This is a genomic window from Bacillus cereus group sp. MYBK95-2, from assembly GCF_051915225.1.
Lineage (GTDB): Bacteria > Bacillota > Bacilli > Bacillales > Bacillaceae_G > Bacillus_A > Bacillus_A cereus.
Genome location: NZ_JBQAEH010000007.1, coordinates 177,266 through 195,315 on the forward strand (window position 1 = coordinate 177,266; position 18,050 = coordinate 195,315).

Below are 18,050 nucleotides of genomic sequence, written 5' to 3' on the forward strand. Positions count from 1 at the left end.
TCATTTCTTTCGTATATTATCTCAAAAAGGAGTGATTCCCCTATGCATTGGCAGCAAAAAATACCGTACTTAATCGGACGCCCTATCGGCATTTCCTTCATAAATGGGCAAGGAACTTCTGGTGTATTATGTTCAGCGCATGATGGTCAATTATATGTGTATGAATACCTTTATCAAGCTCAGTTTGCAATGAAACATTATGATTATAGACAGATTCAAGATATACATGCATTCCCAAATTGTCCTCACCAAAATCCTCTATACTAAAAAAATCGGAACGGCTCATAGCCATTCCGATTTCTATACTTTATTTCTCAGAATAAAATTTCTGCACTGCTTCATCAAAATAAATCCAACCTTTCCAGCCCAAATGAATCGTATCTTTTAAGAAATACTTATCATATTCATGACCAGAGAAATCAATTACTGGATATCCTGCTTTCTCAACCTGTTCTCGAACTTTTTTATAATACACTTCACGGCGTTCTTTCGGGAAGCCAGTATAATCATACCAAGGCCCATTTACAGGTACAGAAATAAAGAGTGGTTTGACATTTTTCTCTTTAAATAACTCTAAAATAATTTGTAAATCATCGTATTCTGGTGATTCATCATATGTTTCATTTGCTCTAAAGTTTTTTAAACCTTTTAGTTTTTTCTTCAGATTATTCTTATGATAATACGGATTTTCAATTCCGAATGTATTTGTAGTAGACTCAGCTTTCCCTTCTTGTTCTGCGTGTTTACGTGCGTCTTCCCAAGAAATTGAACGAAGTCCGATATTTGTTTTCTCCTTCATCGGTTCGATTTTAAATAAAGAGTTAAATATATCTCTATGATCTAAAATATTTCGATGCATATAAGCAAGTGGTTTAACTAAACCTGCTTTTATGTTATGTTTCGTATCATTATATACAATACCTTCTAATGAATTTTTTAATATATCATCTTCTTGAACAACTTTATAATCTAATAGCCGTTTCGCGATTTGCTTTTTCATTTCTGGATTTATCTTATCATTAAAAATAAAATGATATGCTTGTTGTTTGGAGAAATTATTAGTGAAATCCCCTTGTGAGACACCAGTCTTTGTAAACCATTGTGGTGAAAGAACAAAGACTACTTTTTTACCTTCTAATTCATCCATAGTAGATGTCATATTTAAAATATGAGCTAAACTTTGTGTACCGCCAGTTCCAATTAAAAACGGTGTAAAACCAGCTGGATTTACTTTGAAATAATTAGACGGATGATATGCATCCATTCGTAAAAATTCTGATGAACCGTACATCGGTAAATACTGTGAATTCTCTAACATTTTTTGCTGTAAGAAAACACTTTGTAATTTCTCTTTTTGTAAAGAAGTTGCCGCATCTTCTACCTTCTTATCACTAATAAGCGATACTAAACTTTTCGATGGGATTAGAATGATAATGAAAAAAAGCACACATGCTAAAATTATAGGACCAAAAGCATGCTTCATTTTCATCTTCTGTCCCTCTTTCTATCGTTATTAAATTGTAACCCTTGTTTTTGACACGTCATCTTTTCTCTCCTTTGTCTCTATACATGTTCCATTCTATTTATCTATTATATACATGTATGTATTTCCTTCCTTGTTCTATTAAGCCCTATATAAATAGCGCAAGAAAATGTTTCCATAGAAACATGTTAATTATACAAGATTCTACATAAATTTCACACTGGAATTTTAGTAATAATTTTATTTTTTAACAATAAAAAAACATATGAAATGTCTAGAATTCTTCGGATGATGTATGAAGTTCAAAATATGATAATAAACGCCCGCTATGATTAACTTCATGAGTATATATAAACCCGAGCTTTCGTAAAAGTTTTTTCGAGCTCTCATTTGCTACTTTAACTCTAGCAATTATTCTTGTTACATTCAAAGTCTCTATTGCATATTTAATGGAAGCCTCTGCTGCTTCTAATGCATACCCATTCCTCCAATGTTCTGGGTCAAGGAGATACATAATTTCTATTTCACCTGTTTCCTCTACCGTTCTTAAACCACAATGTCCTAAAAGCTTTCCTGTTTCACTATTAAATAACAACCATACCCCGAAGTCATACTGTTCCCAATGTAAGATAAGTTGCCCAATATAATCATTTGTTTCTTCCTTCGACATTCCTCTTGATTTAGCCAACCATTTGCCAACAGTATCTTTTTTTAATATGTTATAAAACTGATTAATATCTTCTACAATTGGTTTCCTCATAAATAATCTTTTTGTATAAATTACTTTCTCTTCTTCAAACATAGACATCATTTCCCCTCCAAATACTGTTTACAGACTAATAAATTATACCATGAACTATTTTTCTAACTTTAAATAAGAAAAACAGACTATCACATACATGAAGTCTGTTTCTCCATTCTTTTATTTTTGTACATCTGCCCATTTTAAACTTGTAGCTGGACCAAATTGATGTACATATAAATCTTTCACATATGGTTTTTGTAAGTAAGATAATCCGCGCTGGAATACCGGTGCAATTACTGCATCATCAAGTAGCATTTTTTCAGCTTCTTGCATTGCTTTCCAGCGAGCCTTTTCATCATTACCTAATTCTGTTTTAATCTTCTTAATTAACGCATCATATTCTGGGTTTGCATATTCTGTATTATTGACGCTACTTCCAGAAAGGAATACTTCTAAGTAAGTCATTGGATCTGGATAATCTGGTAACCAGCGTGATAACGACATTTCATATTCTTTCTTCTTCTCAAGTGCTAATTTTTGCGTATGTGGTTGTAATTTCACATTCACTTTTAATCCTGGTAAGTTTTTCTCAAGCTGCTCTTTAATGTACTCTCCAACTTTTTTAAAGTTTTCCAAGTCATAATTTAATAGTTCTAACGTCACTTCATCTGTACCTGTTTCTTGCTTTGCCTTTTCCCAATATTCTTTCGCTTTTTTTACATCAGTTTTATTAAACTCACCTGCCGTACTTCTAAAATCTTTTTTATCTGGTCCCTTTAAAAATCCTTTTGGTACGTAATAGTTTGCTGCAACCGATCCATCATTTAAAAATGAATCTGCGAGTCCCTTCTTATCAAAAACTGTACTTAGCGCAAGACGTGCATTTTTATTTTTAAGAATCGGTACATTTTCATTAAATCGGAAGAAGTACATAACTGGATCTGTATATTGTTTTAGCTCTTTATTATTTTTATATTTATCTACGAATTCTGTAGAAATAACAGCTCTATCAACTTTATCTGTTTCATATAAATTTACCGCAGTTGAAATTTCTTTTACAATTTGATAGTTTACTTCATCTAACTTCACTTCTTTTTTATCCCAATACTTATCGTTTTTCTTCATTGTAAAGCTAGCTTCATGCTTCCACTCTGATAATGTAAACGGTCCATTATATACCGCTTTATTTGCTTCTAATCCATATTTATCACCTTGCTCTTTCGCATATTTTTCGTTAATTGGATAGAAGGATGGTAAAATTAATAATTTCGTAAAATACGGTACAGGATGTTCTAGCTCTACGACGAATGTTTTATCATCCTTCGCTTTTACTCCTAATTCATCTAGACCTAGTTGTTTTTTATTTATCTTCTCAGCATTTTTTACATCGTACGCAATGTATGCATATTGAGAAGCAGTATCTGGATTTATCAATTGCTTCCAAGCGTATACGTAATCATGAGCGGTTACTGGCTCTCCGTTAGACCATTTCGCATCACGTAATTGGAATGTATATGTTTTTCCATCTTTACTCACTTCATATTTTTGTGCGCCGGCTTCAATTACTTCATCATTTTTCGATAGACGGAATAGTCCTTCCATTACGTTATTCAAAACGTTAAACGAGACTGCATCTGTTACTTTCCCTGAATTTAACGACGGAATTTCACCTGTTTCTAGTAACTGTAATACTTTCTTCTCATCTTTCGGCTTTGTTGCAGTTTTTTCTTTTGCGCAACCAACTAAAAATGAAGAAACTAATAGAGTACTAACTAATGAGTAACGAATAACTTTTTTCATTTAAAAACCCCCTTCTATTTTTAAGGTAAGTAACGACGAGCACCAGCGTATTCTTCTATATATCCTGGTGTATTTAGCGGTATAATCTCTACCGACCTTTCAGCTCTTGGTGAGTGAATCATATTGCCATCACCAATATACATTGCAACGTGATGGACACTACCTTTCCCTTGATCATGTGCAAAGAAAATTAAATCTCCTTTTTGTAGATTTTCTTTATCAACTGCAACCCCTGCTCTTGATTGCGGTCCAGAATCTCGCGGAATTGTAATGCCGTGCGATTTATAGATCGTATGTGTGAAGCCAGAGCAATCAAATCCAAAACCACTTGTACCAGCCCATATATACGGTAAGCCTAAAAACATTTTCCCTGTGTTAATTAAATCATTGGCCGCTGGAGTTGGAATATCAGTTTGAGATCGGTAAACTGTTCCATCATTTTTTCGTAGCCATGCTTTCTGACCATTTGGCAACAATACACGGTATGAAATTGTGTCTTCACTTAATAGCGGCAGTCTTGTATTATAACTGACTTCAAGTGATTTATGTTTTTCAGAAGGATTTATATATAAAATCGCTGTTGGTTTAGTTATTAAGACAAAAGGTTCATTTGTTTTATCTGCAAATTCTTGATTATATGTTAATTGTTTTTCAGGCATCCAGCCCGGATAACCTTCTTCATTTCGTGGTGTTGGCTGTCCATGCACTAATACCTTCACCCATTCGCCTTTCTTATCAATAACAGTTACTTCTTGACCGAGTAAAGCTTGTGTTTCTAATTTATTTGCATTTGTTAACCATAGTTTCTCGTCAAGTGTCATTGATTTCGTCCATTTCCATAGATCCACTGGATTTGTTGCACTCGGTGTATCGATTGGTCTTAATGAATCAGGTGCTGTCCATAACGTTGCAGCAGATACATCTATAAATGCTTTATTATCCTTCTTTTCTTCAGCATTTGCCGATGTAAACGATGAAAATATAAATAAAGTTGTTAAAAATGCAGTTCCTACTTTTTTCATATATATCCCCCTTAAAAGATAGTTTACTTGTCTCTTCTCCTAAGATTTACTATTCACTGTCGATTGAAGGTTTACTTTTGATCCAGAATAAGTCATTCCTTCTGGCTCTTCCATTAACCAAAGCGGTGCATCAAGATCAAAATAATGAATATTAGGATGCGCTGCCGCTAAATGCGCAACAGCACTAACGGAAAGTGAAGACTCCATCATGCTGCCCACCATACACTTCACACCAGCTGTTTCTGCGATATCAGCAATACGCCATGCTTCACGTATGCCACCACATTTCATTAATTTAATATTAATAAAATCTGCATATCTTCCTTGAACGAGCTTTAATGCGTCACTTGCTGAAAATATACTTTCATCGGCCATAATTGGCGTTTGCACACGATCTTTGACGTACTTTAACCCATCCCAATCTTTCGCGTGTACTGGTTGTTCAATAAATTCTATATTTAAATTACGATTTTCCATCTCTTGAATGATAGAAACCGCTTCTTTTGGACTCCAACCTTGATTCGCATCTAAACGTAATGTCGTATTTCTTGGTACCACATTTCGAATTGCCTCAATACGTTCCAAATCTAAATGCGCCTCTTTACCCACTTTAATCTTTAATGTTTGAAATCCTTTTTCTATATGTTTCTTCGCTTCTTTTGCCATTAATACAGGCTCATCCACACTCACTGTAATATCGGTATGAATTTCTTTCTTCCCGCCTAACAATGCATATAACGGCACATTTTGATATTGGCAATATACATCATATAAAGCGATATCTACCGCTGCTTTCGCACTTGAATTTCCAATACAACTCATTTGAATGCGCTGTAGTAACTGCTGAAATTGAATGATATTTTGACCAATTAAACATGAACGCATCGGCCCTAAAATCGCTTCTTCCATTCCGCTGGTGAAATCCCCCGTAATAACTGGCGTTGCGGCTGCAGCCCCCTTACCAATCACTCCTTCGTCTGTATGAATATAAACATCTATACTTTCAATTTCGGTTACAGTACGAAGCGCGGTTTTAAACGGTGTATGCAGTTTTACACGTCTACGATTTACTTTTACATCTGTAATTTTCATTTTGTTCATCCTTTCGTTCTCCAATGAAGTGAAATTTTAATCCACCGGAGGTTTATACCCACGGATTATTGGGTAAACCTATTGGGCATTTACTCTTCTATCTCTCTACTTTGTTTTCGTTTACTTTTAATGTAGGACGATAATGTGAAATAAAAAAATCCAGCCATAAGAATGATTCTTACGGCTGGATTTTGTCTATGATTGAGTAGACAAAGCAGCAATCTGATTATATTTTTTCTGTGCATCTTTTAGCGCTACAAGTAACGCTTTTTGAGAAGAACCGAAATATCGGTTCTTTACTTCCATTACTAACGCCGGGTCATTTATATTTTTATGTAGAAATAAATATTTAACAAATTGAGATGTTAATGCAATTGTCGCTGAGCAGTCTGCATCTACAATTTCCCCTGTATCCTTAACAAGTATAAATGCTACGAAATAGCTTTTAAACTTTTCAGTAATGGGATTATTTTGAGGTGCTTTCGCATCCCCTACGATATAAATTGTATTTGAAGCGTACACAGCTATCTTCCTTTCTTATACAAGGATAACGGGTTTCTTAATAGTCGTATGAGCGAGGAACTCAACGTTGATTAAAAAATGTATCCGCTTACCTTGTATTATAATATAATTGACAGAATTTTAACAACATTTATTTTAGTGCATATTCCATATTTATGAAAATAGCTTAAACTCTTTATTTCTACAATATGTGATTGTTCCTTGTACCATGACATTCATACATAAAAAACTGCACCCCCAATTGTTAGACGGTGTCTAACAATTGGGGGTGCAGTTCAATGGCTAACTGTTTTTATTACTTTGGCATCACAAATATAGTTTCATTTGACTTAGAAAATTGATACTCTTTTCTCGCTAACTTCAAAATTTCTTCCTCATCGTCTGTTAAATTTTCTATGTTAGTCTTTAAAGAATCTTTATCTTTCTTTAAAGATACTAATTGCTTCTTTTGATCCGTAATCGTATCTTTCTTTTTATCAATTACTTCTTGTTGTTTCGTTAAAATATATTGAACGTACAGAGTAGTTGCCGCAATAAAAAGGACCATTAAAATAAGTCGCCTTAACTTCTTTTTATTTATCCTACGCTTGTCACTAGGTTGTGATAATTGCTCTGGTATATTAGGAACATTTACTCGTTTGAGTTTCCTCATTCAAATCCCCCTAACCCATATTTTTCACTACCATCGGCACGTTTTCTTACTAAATTAAATTCTATTCTTATAAAATAAACTCCTTCACAAAAATATCCCATAAATTAACCAATTAAAGATAGCATTCGACGACATTTCCATATTTACACCGTTTTTTTTTATACATGCTGCTATAAAATAGTAGTTTCTGTAATTCTTTTTCTACTATTGTAGAAGAGTTTTTTCACAAAAAAAATTCCTTGCCCACATATCCATGTTATAACATGCTTACAAGGAGGAGAAATATGCATTACCGCACATTAGGTAAAACTGGAATAACTGTTTCTGAAATAGGTTTTGGCGCATGGGCAATCGGTGGTGATGAATGGGGACCTGTTAACGATAAACAATCTATAACCGCTATAAAAAAAGCAATTGAGTGTGGTGTGAATTTTATTGATACTGCGGATGTGTATGGTTTAGGACATAGCGAAAAGTTGGTGGCTACCGCGATTAAAGGACATCGCAATGATATTATCCTATCAACGAAAGGTGGTTTAATCGGGCATCACTACGACCCTAATGGAGTTCCTGTATATGATACTCCCGAAAAAATCATCGCCGTATTCGAAACAAGTTTACAACGTCTTCAAACAGATTATATTGATCTTTATTTTTGTCATATTTGGTGGCATAATCGTAGGGAAACAGAAGCATTTCTACGTGCATTTGACATATTAAAACGTGATGGCAAAGTAAGAGCAGTCGGTGTTTCGACTCATGATTTACAATACATTCATCATTTCAATAACAACAACGAAATTGATATCGTACAGCTTGATTACAATATATTAAATCGAAAACCAGAAAAAGATATATTACCATTTTTACAAGAGAAAAATTTAGGAGCTGTTATTCGTGGTCCATTAAAAATGGGCATTTTAACTGGAAAATTCACAAATAAAACAATTTTTCCGGATGGAGATTTACGCAAAGATTGGCCAAATGAAACTTGGTTTCAAGAAGACTTACAAACTGTAGAGAAACTTCGGTTGCTCTCAAATAAAAATCAGACCTTAGGGCAACTTGCACTTCGCTATGTACTCTCTCATCCGGCAGTAAGTGTTGTAATTCCTGGTGCCAAAACAGGAATACAAGCACAAGAAAATGCAAATGCATCTGTTCGCCCTATGTTGAGTGATGAAGAGCTTAACTATATTCATTCAATATAAAAAGCCCAATTCGGGCTTTTTAATTTGGGAAACTAATATCATACTCCATTCGCTTCGCTGTGTCCTCCGCAACATGCACACCTAACAAGTTTTTCACAATATGAAATGCCATATTAATTCCAGCTGAAATTCCGGCAGATGTTATAATATGTCCTTCATCTACAAACTTTACATTTTCTATAACTTCAACATTTTGAAACTCATTTTTAAACTTTTCAATACTAGCCCAATGTGTTGTTGCTTTTAAACCTTCCAGTAAACCTGCTTTCGCCAGTAATAGCGCTCCTGTACAAACTGAAGTCATCAGCTTTACTTCTTTCATTTGTTGGCGAATCCATTTTATTACTATTTCATTTTTTATTTCATATTCTCTAGCACCTAGCCCGCCCGGAATTATTAAAATATCCACTGGTGGTAAATTTTCAATACTATAATCTGGCTGTACCTTCAATCCGTTCCTTGCTGTAATCATTTCCCCATTCTCGCTAACTGTATAAACAGTAAATGGTTTTTCCTCATTCACCTCAGTTACAGAAAAAACTTCAAATGGCCCTGCAAAGTCTAACACTTCTACTTCATTAAATAAAAATATACCAACACTCCATTTATTCATCATAAGTTCACTTCCTGTTTCAAATGATGTAATAGGTGATCATACCCTTTTTCTAATGCAATATCATACGCTGTTTTCCCATCATTTTTCTTTATCATCTTATTAGCTCCATTTTTAAGGAGTAACATAATTATTTCTTCATTTCCTAATAATGCCGCTTCGTGAAGTCCTGTCCAGCCACCACTTTGCATAATATTTACATCTAATCCTTTTTCAATTAAGAAAGCAACATGTTCACTTTGCTTGTTCGCAATTGCTGCTTGCAAAGGCGTATTTTCATTTTCGTTTTTCGCTCTACTATGTATATCTGCACCACTTTCTAAAAGAAAACTCGCTATTTCTTTCTGTCCAAAATAAGCTGCTAAATGAAGTGGTGTCCATCCATCTTCACTACATTCGTTAACAATACTTGGACTCGCCTTTATAAACTTCACTACTTTTTCCTTATTACCACTTATAACAGCTTGTGCTATTGATTGTAAATGCTCCATAATAATCTCCCATTCTTCAAAATATTTAAGCATCTCCTTCTACATGTTCTATTCATTATTATATTTTCCTTTTAAAACCTTAAGTTTACATAATAATATTATATATCACTTTTTTGTGCTTAATGCTGAATAGCAATAATGTTAAAAATACTGCCTTTAAACAATGAAGACCATGATTTCATTAGAGTGACTGAAAAAGCAAGCAAAAAACTATACACATAGTTTTCATCATATTTGTTCAGTTGCATGAACTAAAACAGGTAATGTTTATTCTGCTATTTATGCTTTCAACATATCAAATAATATTATTCCAATAAAAAACAATCCATTTTAAAAATGGATTGTTTTTTTATTTCTGTTTTATGCGGTTTATTTTATTTTTGTGTTTTCAATGATAGAATAATTATATTTACAAAAATGAAACGCTACTATCTTAGCCCCTCTTATAGTAAGTTTTTCGTTCGAAAACAAAAATACAATTTCACCTTACAATTGAAAAAACATATGTAAAAGTTTCTAAAACAGCTGCCTTATCATACTAATCTATAGCAATTCTGTCTTCTTCCCTTACCTGTTTCCTTTAACACATACGATTTTAAAACTAGCGCCGTTAATGAATCTGTTAATGTTTTATATGATAAATTTGATAATGCCAATAGATCGTTCGTATATAACATTCTATGCTTCTCTAATAATAATAGTACTAATCGTTCAGACGGTTTTAATGCCTCGTCACTTTCTAGTATAAAGTCTATATTTTTCATTTCTCTAATTACTACTCCTTATATAAAAAAATACTTTAGGTGCTAATTTAATATGAAAATAATACATAACAAAATTATAGATATATTAAAATAGTACCATCTAAAAACACTATTATACTATAACATAGAAGTAGTGTTTCCCCAAATAGGAAATGCTTTTTTATATCGCTGTAAGATTCTTGCAAATGTACATAATATTTTGTGCCATTACCCGCCAAGTTTTCTTCTAATTTCGCTGCTCATCCTGATGTATTTGTAATCAATGAAGTTCTTCTAAATTTATAAACAAATAAAAAACGGTTCGTCTATCATGCCCTAAACATGAATGACAACCGTTTTCTAGTTTCTTCTTAATTAACATGCTCTATCTTAAATATTTCTTGCAATATGCGGCTTACTGTAATGACTTGTTCCACCGCCACCTACAACTACTTTACCGCCTTTTTCGAAAATTAATAATTTACTTGAACCATCTGCAAGAAGCACTATTACTTCAGCATTATTACTTGTTGCTATATAAATTACATAACCACTCTTTGATATACAAGTTTCCCAATTCGCATCAAATTCTGATCTTACTACACGATTTGAATACACTTGATTTTCAATTCTATCTTGTTCTACGTTTTCCAAATTTATTCTCCCCTCTTCCCTGCATAGTTATATATATTAAAATAGCACCATCTAAAATAGTGACCGATTTTAACATAAATAGTATATGTAATTAGTAGGAGAATGCTTGGACAATAGAAACGAAATAGACTTCGGGAATTTTACAATTGAAACTTCTCTTTAATCATTTCCGCTACTTCTTTTGCACTCAAATACGTGTTATTAATTTTTATATACTCTTCTTTTTCAATTTCACCATGAAGAGAGTTTAATCTATGCATTTTCATCGTTTCTTTCAAATTATTTTCAGACCACTCAATATCTCTTTTTTTCGGTTTATGTTCTAATCTATTCGGGCTTTTATTTCGTTCTAATCTTTCATCTAATTCCGCTTCCAGCTCTACAAAATACACTGTCCCACCTTTTGATTCAAAAATATTTTCTACATGATGTATATAATCCCAATCCTCTTGGAGGTCAAATGCCCATATATACGTAAAAATCATTCCAGATAAATCACTTTTAGATACTTCTTCAAATATTTCATTACGAAATAAACTTACTAGTCTTTTTGCTTCTTTCGTACTGTAATCAAAAATTGGACTTACTAAATCAATTGTCATGTGGTTATGAAAAAGTTTTAAACCGGTTAATGTTGCTAATTCTTGCCCCACTGTCATTTTTCCAACTGCTTGTGGGCCAAATATTAATATAAGTTTCATTTATTTCCCCCAATCTTTCTCTATAAACCATTACATAAAATAAAAAATAAGACAGCCGATTTTAAAACGATTGCCTTATTTTTTATTCATAGTTTTAGTTCTATTCTTTTCGCACAGCTTCAAAAGTAATCGTTTGATTTGCATTTGACGGTTCTTTTTCATAAACATATTCAGCAGAGCAAGTAATGTTTGAGAAACCTATATTTTCTAAAAGAAGTTTAAACTCTTCTATTCCATACCAGCGCAGCGCAAAGCGTTGTAGTTCTGTTTGTACTAACTGTCCTTTACTCCACTTTTCATATTTCAAATATGATACAGTAACTTGGTCCAGCCAATCTATTTCAATTGATTTATTTTCTAATGTGATTCCGTCTCCACTCGGCAAAGAGAAAGTCGATGTATGAATTTCTCCAGTCTTCCAGTCATGCGGAAGCATAATATCTACGATTAATTGTCCATCTGGATTAAGATGTTCATAAAAACATTTCAATGCATTTATAGAATCCACACGATTTTCAATTAAACAAAAAGATCCAGTAGGAATGATAATTGCGTCATATTTATGCGGAAGTGAAAATTGTTGCAAGCTTCCTTCATACAAATTAGGATGTAAGCCTCTCTCTTTACAGCGCTTACGGCAAGAATCTAGCATTTCAGGTGAATAATCTATCCCATCCACTTTAAAACCAGCCTCTAGAAGCGGAATGATGACACGCCCTGAACCTACTGCAGCTTCGAGGATTCTTCCTCTACAACCTTTTAAACGTTCTTTGTAATACTCAATATCACCATTTAAAGAATAACCGACTGGTTTTGTGTAATCATACAGTTCCGTACAAAGTGTACTATAAAAGCTAAACATTTATTTTCTCCTCCGTTTTTACGTACGGAAGATTTCAATTCAACTAATCTTCCTGTACCTCTAATTTTAATGAGATTTCGAAAGAGCTGACTATCATAATATATCACTCACTTTCCATAGAATATAATGATATTGTATTACATACCCTTCCAATTTGAAATATAAAAATTAAAAATTCAGACTACAAATTAAAGAGCTTACTTTAGTAAGCTCTTTAGAAAAAATATTTATTTCACAATCGGCAATGTCACTTCACTTAATTTCACTGTAAGTTTCGTGCCAGCTTTCGGTCTAATTGTATAATCATAATCACTTGCAATTAAAACAACTCCGATTTGATGCCCCACTTTAAATACATAATCATCTGGCTGCATGTCCCATGTAAATGTATAATCTTTACCCGGTTGAATCGCTGTTGAATTTTCTATACTCTTTACGTTTTGTGGGTCCATCCAGCCTCTCGTTACGACTTCCGGCTTCGCTCCTCCATAGTCAACAAGTAATGCTGTTAAATTTGATACAGATCGATCAATATTTCCTGTAATTGAAATCTTTGGTGTACCACTTATACGCGTATCTTTTTGCAGTACAGGCATTGTATATACTAATCGATTTGCTACTTCTAATTCTGGATTTGCTACTAATTGGTTTGATTTTATTTGTGCATCATCTAAGAATGAGAAAACTTTATTAGCCGATCCCATACTTAGTGGCAAATTGACTGATTTATTGCTTAAATACATACGGATTTTTGAAGGTACAGCTGCTGGATCTGGCCAATTTTTTATCTTTTGCCACGTTTTATTTTCTCTTTGCACATCAACCATTGGTTCATCCATAATTCCATTTTCAATTCCGTACAACCAATAATCTAACCATTTATTTTGTGTTTGCTGCCAGTTATTACTTGATGTCCCACCATGACCACCTTGGTGTAGCCACATTTTACGCGGAACATTATTTTCTCCAAGTGCTTCCCACCATTGCGCGAACTGTTTCGTTTTAACATTCCAATCGTTTAAACCATGAACAACAAATACACTCGCTTTTACATTTTTAGCATCTTTTACATAGTTACGTTTATCCCAAAAATCATTATAATTACCAGTTTTTCGGTCTTGTCCAGCCGTTAACTCTTTTATAACTTGTCCGCAAACTTCAGGGTTTTCCCTTGTCAGTACTGCTTCTGCCATATTATCTGTATCTTCTCCTTGATATCCGCCTGGAGCAATGACTGCACCATTTGCACGATAATAATCATACCAACTACTAATTGCTGCGATTGGAATAATTGTTTTTAAACCTTCAACTCCAGTAGTCGCAACAGCATTTGGTAATGTACCATTATAAGAAACTCCAGTCATACCTACATTGCCTGTAGACCAATTTGCCTGAACTTCCTCACCCTGTTCTGTAAATGCTTTCGCGCGACCGTTTACCCAATCAATAACAGATTTTGTCCCAAGTATCTCTTGTTCATCTCCAGTTGTAGGGCATCCATCTGATTTTCCAGTACCGATACTTTCGCCTAAAATAACTGCATAACCTCTTGGCACGTAATAGTTCCCATACGAACCAAGATTAATCGCTCCATGCGGTTTTCCTTCATACGCATACAATTCTTCATCTACATTATATACAGGAACATCTTTTAATCCAGATCGATATGGACTCATTTCATAAATAACAGGAACTTTCACATTCGGATCTGTCTTTGGACGCATAACTTTTATCGATACTCTGTCTTTCTTACCGTCTCGATCACTATCAACTTCTGTCTCTACATATAAATTTTCGATAATAGCTTCATCGAGAGAATAAATCGGTTTTGTCATCCCATTTTCTAATTCAATTTTCGTATTTTTAGTCTCTTCCTTCTTCTCTGCATGCACATCCATAGTAAAGCTAGGTATAATTGTTGCAGATAGCATTGCTGACAGTGTAATTGCCATTTTCTTTTTAATCAAAATATTCCCTCCCCTTATTCGTTCTCTTTTACTATATAACAAAATAACTGAAAATTCAGTTTTATTTTTATATAAAAGTTGAGAAACTCAAAGATTTCTTATTAAGTAAAATTTAATGGAGGTGTGAAATTATTTTCCCACTTCCTCCTTCTTTATAACGTGAAACTTTAATCAGCCCTCACCAATTGGGCGTTTACGATCAGCAGGGCCACTTCTTTGCTTTCGCTGAATTTTGAGGTGGGGTCTTACTGCCCGGCAAATAGCGGGATAAATAGAGAAAAAGACAACCGATATTTCTATCGCTTGCCTTACATTCCATTTATTATTTTTCTAACTCTTTAAAGGTATCTTTCAAGTCTTTATCAGATACCTTTATATCTGCATTTTTAAGCAGTTCTCTAGTAACTTGTTGATGGAATTGAGGATCTTGTATACGTTGCTGTTCTAATTCTTTACGAATATTCTCTTTCTCTTCCTCATACGGTTTAAGCTCTTTTTTATCCGTTAGCTTAATAATATGATATCCGAAAGAAGATTTAACAGGTTCACTCAATTGACCAACTTCTAACTTATACGCAGCATCCTCAAATTCTTTCACCATCATACCAGGTCCAAATTCAGATAGTTCCCCACCTTTTTCTTTAGAACCTGGATCCTCTGAATATTGTTTAGCCAATGCCGCGAAATCTTCGCCACTATTTAATTTTTCTTTAATTTCTTTTGCTGTCTTTTCATCTTTTACTAAAATATGGCTAACCTGAAGCTTTGGCTTATAATGATCTTTAATATCTTTTTCCGTTACGGTTGCTTTAATAGCTTTTTCAAAAGCAAAAGTAAGCTTTAATTTCTCTTTCAACTGATCTTCATTTTTCACACCATTGGATTCCATATATGTATTAAAATTATCGCCCATCTTGTCTTTTAATTCTTTTAGTTGTTTCGTTACCTCTTCATCCGTAACTTTATATTTATCATGTAATACTTTTTCTACTACCATTTCAGATAAATTCTGTTTACCGTAGTTTTCTTTTAATTTTTTGTTAAAATCACTTTCTGAAATGCTTCCTGATTTTGTCGTTACAATATTATCTGATGAACCACATGCAGATAAAGATAACGTCATACCCATTAAAATGCTACCAATTACTAATTTCTTTCTTTTCAAATCTGAATACCTCACTTCATTAAATTCAAATATAACTATGTAAATATAACGTTTTCCTGTGAACTTCACGTGAATTTAATGAAAGTAGAACATTTGCTAATTCTCCATTTAATACATCAATTTCGAAAATTATGGTGATTCATCCTATATCGCTAATCTCTAAAGCTGCAAAAAGGACTAATATTTTCATTAGTCCTTTTTCACATTTATATAAAATTGAATTTCTCCATCTATAGAGGAAACTCCATATTCAAAACCATGCCTTTCTAAAATACTTTTCACTATCGCTAGTCCTAATCCTGTACCTGATTTTTCTTTACTACGAGAAGATTCTAGTACGTAAAAAGGCTCCCAGATTTTCTCGATATCCTTAATTTTATCCGTAGGAATGCCATTTTTTATTTGGAAATATATACTTTTATTTCTATCTTCTAATGTAATTATTATGTTTTGATTTGCTGTATATTTTATCGCATTAGAAATTAAATTTTGAAACACCATTCTCATTTTATTTAAATCTGCATAAACGATTGTATTGCCCGCATTACAATTTACTTGCAAGTTAATTTCTTTCGAATCCAGTTCAATCTGATGCTTATCTAATATACTCTGAACCAGTGGTTCAATGGGGAATTCTTCTTTTTGTAAAATATCTCTTTCTAGTTTAGAAAATCGTAATAGTTCTTCAATTAAGTTTGATATTTGATCTGTTTGTTTAATAATTGTATCTACATAAGTCCCATCATCTAATCCATCTTTAATCCCCATAGAGTATGCTTTTACTAATGCGATCGGTGTCTTTAATTCATGCGTTACATCACCCATAAATCGTTTTAAATGTTCATTACGATCAGTTAAGTCTTGATGTGCTTCATGTAGTTTTTCACTCATGATATTAATACTATTGGCCAACTCTCCTATTTCATCATTCGTTTTCACTTTCGTTCTTTTAAACTGCAAATGTGAAATATCCTGAGCCACATCACTTAACTCTTTCAGTGGTGTCGTTATTATTTTTGAAAGTATCCACACAAGTAAAATAATAAGAAGGAGCGAGAAACATAGGATATATAAGTAAAATGTATTTAACGTATTTATAATTTCATTTGAATTCGCAATGGAAGTCCCAATTAAAATTATCGTATCATCTTTCGCAATATATTTAGCAAAAAAACTCGCTTTTACCTTTCCTTGATCGTACAGTTTATTCGATTGCCCTTCCGTCTTCACTTTCATAACTTCGTCTTTCGTAATCCAAAGCTTATTTAACGTTACTTTCTTTTTCGTAAGTTGCATGCGTAACGCGTCGTTCATAGCATCTTCTGACTGATTAATTGGCGTATACACAATTGTAACGTTATTTTCACTTTCAATTGTATGAATAACATCTTCTAAATCATTGACTGGCGCATTTTGTATTTGAGTTGTAAATTCATTTAAGTTTTCACGTGTTTTATAAATATTATATTTCGGCAGGAGAAAGTTAATTAATAATAAAGAAATTGTAAATATAAGAATAACGGTTAAAGAAATGCTGAGAAATAGCTTTTTCCCAAGTTTATTCACTTTGTTCCTCCAAACTATAACCCAGCCCACGATGCGTCTTAATAATATTTTCTCCAATTTTTTTACGCAGCCTTCTTACATGTGTATCAACCGTTCTCTCTTCTCCAAAATAGTCAAATCCCCATACAATGTCTAACAATTTTTTACGAGTTAAAATAGTTCCTTTATGATTTAAAAAGCATTTTATTAATTCGAGCTCTGTTTTTGTAATTTCTAACTCTATATCATTTTTATATACTTTATTTTTGGCAAAATTTATCTTTACATCTTGTACTTGAATAATATCATCATGCTGAATAAGTTTTTTCGCTCGCGTAATTAGTACTCCTGGATGAAATGGTTTTTTTACGTACTCATCTGCCCCACTTTGAAGCGCTGCTAATTCATCTTCACTTTCACTTTTCGCCGTAAGCATTAATACTTTTACGCTTGAATTCTTTTTTATTTCCTGACAGACAGTAATACCACTATGTTTCGGCATCATCCAATCCAAAATAGCTAAATCAATTTTTTCATCATAAAATATTTGAAGTGCTTCCTCTCCGTCTTTCGCTAATAATACTTCAAAGCCTTCTTTTTCAAAATAAGCTTTTAAAATCCTTAACATATCTTGTTCGTCATCTGCAATTAAAACTTTCATATTTTTTCCTCCATTGCTTTTAAACAAAAACCAATTGTATCATACAACATCCTTGTTACATGAATGTGACAGAAAAATATTTAAAGCTTTTGAGGGGATAGTAATGGTGAGGTGTTGTACT

The 18,050-nt window shown here is 33.1% G+C and carries 19 protein-coding genes; 2 read left to right on the forward strand and 17 right to left on the reverse strand.

Annotation, left to right across the window (positions count from 1 at the left end; genetic code table 11):
- The first annotated feature begins 42 nt into the window (after positions 1 to 42).
- Positions 43 to 267 carry a hypothetical protein gene (locus ACTFN4_RS22100; protein ID WP_000558689.1) on the forward strand — a complete coding sequence of 75 codons (225 nt, stop codon included), beginning with the start codon at positions 43 to 45 and terminating at the stop codon, positions 265 to 267.
- 40 nt (positions 268 to 307) lie between these two features.
- On the opposite strand, the gene dltD is transcribed toward ACTFN4_RS22100, so the two are convergent.
- From dltD to ACTFN4_RS22135, 7 genes are all read right to left on the reverse strand, one after another.
- Positions 308 to 1,489 (reverse strand): D-alanyl-lipoteichoic acid biosynthesis protein DltD, encoded by a 1,182-nt coding sequence (gene dltD, locus ACTFN4_RS22105; protein ID WP_000782309.1) that lies wholly within the window; start codon positions 1,487 to 1,489, stop codon positions 308 to 310.
- A gap of 268 nt (positions 1,490 to 1,757) precedes the next feature.
- Positions 1,758 to 2,291, reverse strand: a complete 534-nt coding sequence (locus ACTFN4_RS22110) for a GNAT family N-acetyltransferase (RefSeq protein ID WP_025688399.1) — start codon at positions 2,289 to 2,291, stop codon at positions 1,758 to 1,760.
- A gap of 114 nt (positions 2,292 to 2,405) precedes the next feature.
- Positions 2,406 to 4,028: a peptide ABC transporter substrate-binding protein gene (locus ACTFN4_RS22115; protein WP_000755971.1), complete on the reverse strand. Its 1,623-nt coding sequence runs from the start codon at positions 4,026 to 4,028 to the stop codon at positions 2,406 to 2,408.
- 20 nt (positions 4,029 to 4,048) lie between these two features.
- Positions 4,049 to 5,050: a C40 family peptidase gene (locus ACTFN4_RS22120; protein WP_000755417.1), complete on the reverse strand. Its 1,002-nt coding sequence runs from the start codon at positions 5,048 to 5,050 to the stop codon at positions 4,049 to 4,051.
- Positions 5,051 to 5,089: 39 nt separating this feature from the next.
- A complete protein-coding gene (locus ACTFN4_RS22125) occupies positions 5,090 to 6,151 on the reverse strand; it encodes a dipeptide epimerase (protein ID WP_001038463.1) in 1,062 nt (353 codons plus the stop codon).
- 186 nt (positions 6,152 to 6,337) lie between these two features.
- Positions 6,338 to 6,664 (reverse strand): DUF3870 domain-containing protein, encoded by a 327-nt coding sequence (locus ACTFN4_RS22130; protein ID WP_000271312.1) that lies wholly within the window; start codon positions 6,662 to 6,664, stop codon positions 6,338 to 6,340.
- A 295-nt stretch (positions 6,665 to 6,959) separates the two neighbouring features.
- Positions 6,960 to 7,316 carry an FtsB family cell division protein gene (locus ACTFN4_RS22135; protein ID WP_001228727.1) on the reverse strand — a complete coding sequence of 119 codons (357 nt, stop codon included), beginning with the start codon at positions 7,314 to 7,316 and terminating at the stop codon, positions 6,960 to 6,962.
- A 284-nt stretch (positions 7,317 to 7,600) separates the two neighbouring features.
- On the opposite strand from ACTFN4_RS22135, the gene ACTFN4_RS22140 reads away from it, so the two are divergent.
- A complete protein-coding gene (locus ACTFN4_RS22140) occupies positions 7,601 to 8,527 on the forward strand; it encodes an aldo/keto reductase (protein WP_000559357.1) in 927 nt (308 codons plus the stop codon).
- 19 nt (positions 8,528 to 8,546) lie between these two features.
- Here the strand turns inward: ACTFN4_RS22140 and ACTFN4_RS22145 are convergent, their stop codons facing one another.
- The 10 genes from ACTFN4_RS22145 to ACTFN4_RS22190 all read right to left on the reverse strand — a co-directional run bounded on the left by ACTFN4_RS22145 (position 8,547) and on the right by ACTFN4_RS22190 (position 17,929).
- A complete protein-coding gene (locus tag ACTFN4_RS22145) occupies positions 8,547 to 9,143 on the reverse strand; it encodes a DJ-1/PfpI family protein (protein ID WP_000981423.1) in 597 nt (198 codons plus the stop codon).
- Positions 9,140 to 9,631, reverse strand: a complete 492-nt coding sequence (locus ACTFN4_RS22150; RefSeq protein WP_000400679.1) for an ankyrin repeat domain-containing protein — start codon at positions 9,629 to 9,631, stop codon at positions 9,140 to 9,142. Before ACTFN4_RS22150 ends, ACTFN4_RS22145 begins: the two co-directional genes overlap by 4 nt.
- A gap of 533 nt (positions 9,632 to 10,164) precedes the next feature.
- Positions 10,165 to 10,395: a hypothetical protein gene (locus ACTFN4_RS22155; RefSeq protein ID WP_000789031.1), complete on the reverse strand. Its 231-nt coding sequence runs from the start codon at positions 10,393 to 10,395 to the stop codon at positions 10,165 to 10,167.
- Positions 10,396 to 10,764: 369 nt separating this feature from the next.
- Positions 10,765 to 11,028: a hypothetical protein gene (locus ACTFN4_RS22160; protein WP_000432421.1), complete on the reverse strand. Its 264-nt coding sequence runs from the start codon at positions 11,026 to 11,028 to the stop codon at positions 10,765 to 10,767.
- Positions 11,029 to 11,168: 140 nt separating this feature from the next.
- Positions 11,169 to 11,729, reverse strand: a complete 561-nt coding sequence (locus tag ACTFN4_RS22165; protein WP_000767065.1) for an AAA family ATPase — start codon at positions 11,727 to 11,729, stop codon at positions 11,169 to 11,171.
- A gap of 100 nt (positions 11,730 to 11,829) precedes the next feature.
- Complete coding sequence (locus ACTFN4_RS22170) at positions 11,830 to 12,591, reverse strand: class I SAM-dependent methyltransferase (RefSeq protein ID WP_439962790.1); 762 nt, start codon at positions 12,589 to 12,591, stop codon at positions 11,830 to 11,832.
- A gap of 227 nt (positions 12,592 to 12,818) precedes the next feature.
- Positions 12,819 to 14,558, reverse strand: coding sequence for a Xaa-Pro dipeptidyl-peptidase (locus ACTFN4_RS22175; RefSeq protein WP_074555755.1), 1,740 nt, complete (start codon positions 14,556 to 14,558; stop codon positions 12,819 to 12,821).
- Between the two features lie 322 nt (positions 14,559 to 14,880).
- Entirely contained in the window at positions 14,881 to 15,723 is an 843-nt protein-coding gene (locus tag ACTFN4_RS22180; RefSeq protein ID WP_002204764.1) for a peptidylprolyl isomerase PrsA, read from the reverse strand.
- A 189-nt stretch (positions 15,724 to 15,912) separates the two neighbouring features.
- On the reverse strand, positions 15,913 to 17,289 hold the full coding sequence (locus tag ACTFN4_RS22185) for a sensor histidine kinase (RefSeq protein WP_001037260.1): 1,377 nt from the start codon (positions 17,287 to 17,289) through the stop codon (positions 15,913 to 15,915).
- Entirely contained in the window at positions 17,282 to 17,929 is a 648-nt protein-coding gene (locus tag ACTFN4_RS22190; RefSeq protein WP_000865979.1) for a response regulator transcription factor, read from the reverse strand. The genes ACTFN4_RS22185 and ACTFN4_RS22190 overlap by 8 nt, the downstream gene beginning before the upstream one ends.
- Positions 17,930 to 18,050: the final 121 nt, after the last annotated feature.

What these genes read in the sequence shown, in the direction of transcription:
- ACTFN4_RS22100 (WP_000558689.1), top strand. Translation starts at nt 43, where the DNA reads ATGCATTGGCAGCAAAAAATACCGTACTTAATCGGACGCCCTATCGGC.
- dltD (WP_000782309.1), bottom strand. Translation starts at nt 1,489, where the DNA reads ATGAAAATGAAGCATGCTTTTGGTCCTATAATTTTAGCATGTGTGCTT.
- ACTFN4_RS22110 (WP_025688399.1), bottom strand. Translation starts at nt 2,291, where the DNA reads ATGTCTATGTTTGAAGAAGAGAAAGTAATTTATACAAAAAGATTATTT.
- ACTFN4_RS22115 (WP_000755971.1), bottom strand. Translation starts at nt 4,028, where the DNA reads ATGAAAAAAGTTATTCGTTACTCATTAGTTAGTACTCTATTAGTTTCT.
- ACTFN4_RS22120 (WP_000755417.1), bottom strand. Translation starts at nt 5,050, where the DNA reads ATGAAAAAAGTAGGAACTGCATTTTTAACAACTTTATTTATATTTTCA.
- ACTFN4_RS22125 (WP_001038463.1), bottom strand. Translation starts at nt 6,151, where the DNA reads ATGAACAAAATGAAAATTACAGATGTAAAAGTAAATCGTAGACGTGTA.
- ACTFN4_RS22135 (WP_001228727.1), bottom strand. Translation starts at nt 7,316, where the DNA reads ATGAGGAAACTCAAACGAGTAAATGTTCCTAATATACCAGAGCAATTA.
- ACTFN4_RS22140 (WP_000559357.1), top strand. Translation starts at nt 7,601, where the DNA reads ATGCATTACCGCACATTAGGTAAAACTGGAATAACTGTTTCTGAAATA.
- ACTFN4_RS22145 (WP_000981423.1), bottom strand. Translation starts at nt 9,143, where the DNA reads ATGATGAATAAATGGAGTGTTGGTATATTTTTATTTAATGAAGTAGAA.
- ACTFN4_RS22150 (WP_000400679.1), bottom strand. Translation starts at nt 9,631, where the DNA reads ATGGAGCATTTACAATCAATAGCACAAGCTGTTATAAGTGGTAATAAG.
- ACTFN4_RS22155 (WP_000789031.1), bottom strand. Translation starts at nt 10,395, where the DNA reads ATGAAAAATATAGACTTTATACTAGAAAGTGACGAGGCATTAAAACCG.
- ACTFN4_RS22165 (WP_000767065.1), bottom strand. Translation starts at nt 11,729, where the DNA reads ATGAAACTTATATTAATATTTGGCCCACAAGCAGTTGGAAAAATGACA.
- ACTFN4_RS22170 (WP_439962790.1), bottom strand. Translation starts at nt 12,591, where the DNA reads ATGTTTAGCTTTTATAGTACACTTTGTACGGAACTGTATGATTACACA.
- ACTFN4_RS22190 (WP_000865979.1), bottom strand. Translation starts at nt 17,929, where the DNA reads ATGAAAGTTTTAATTGCAGATGACGAACAAGATATGTTAAGGATTTTA.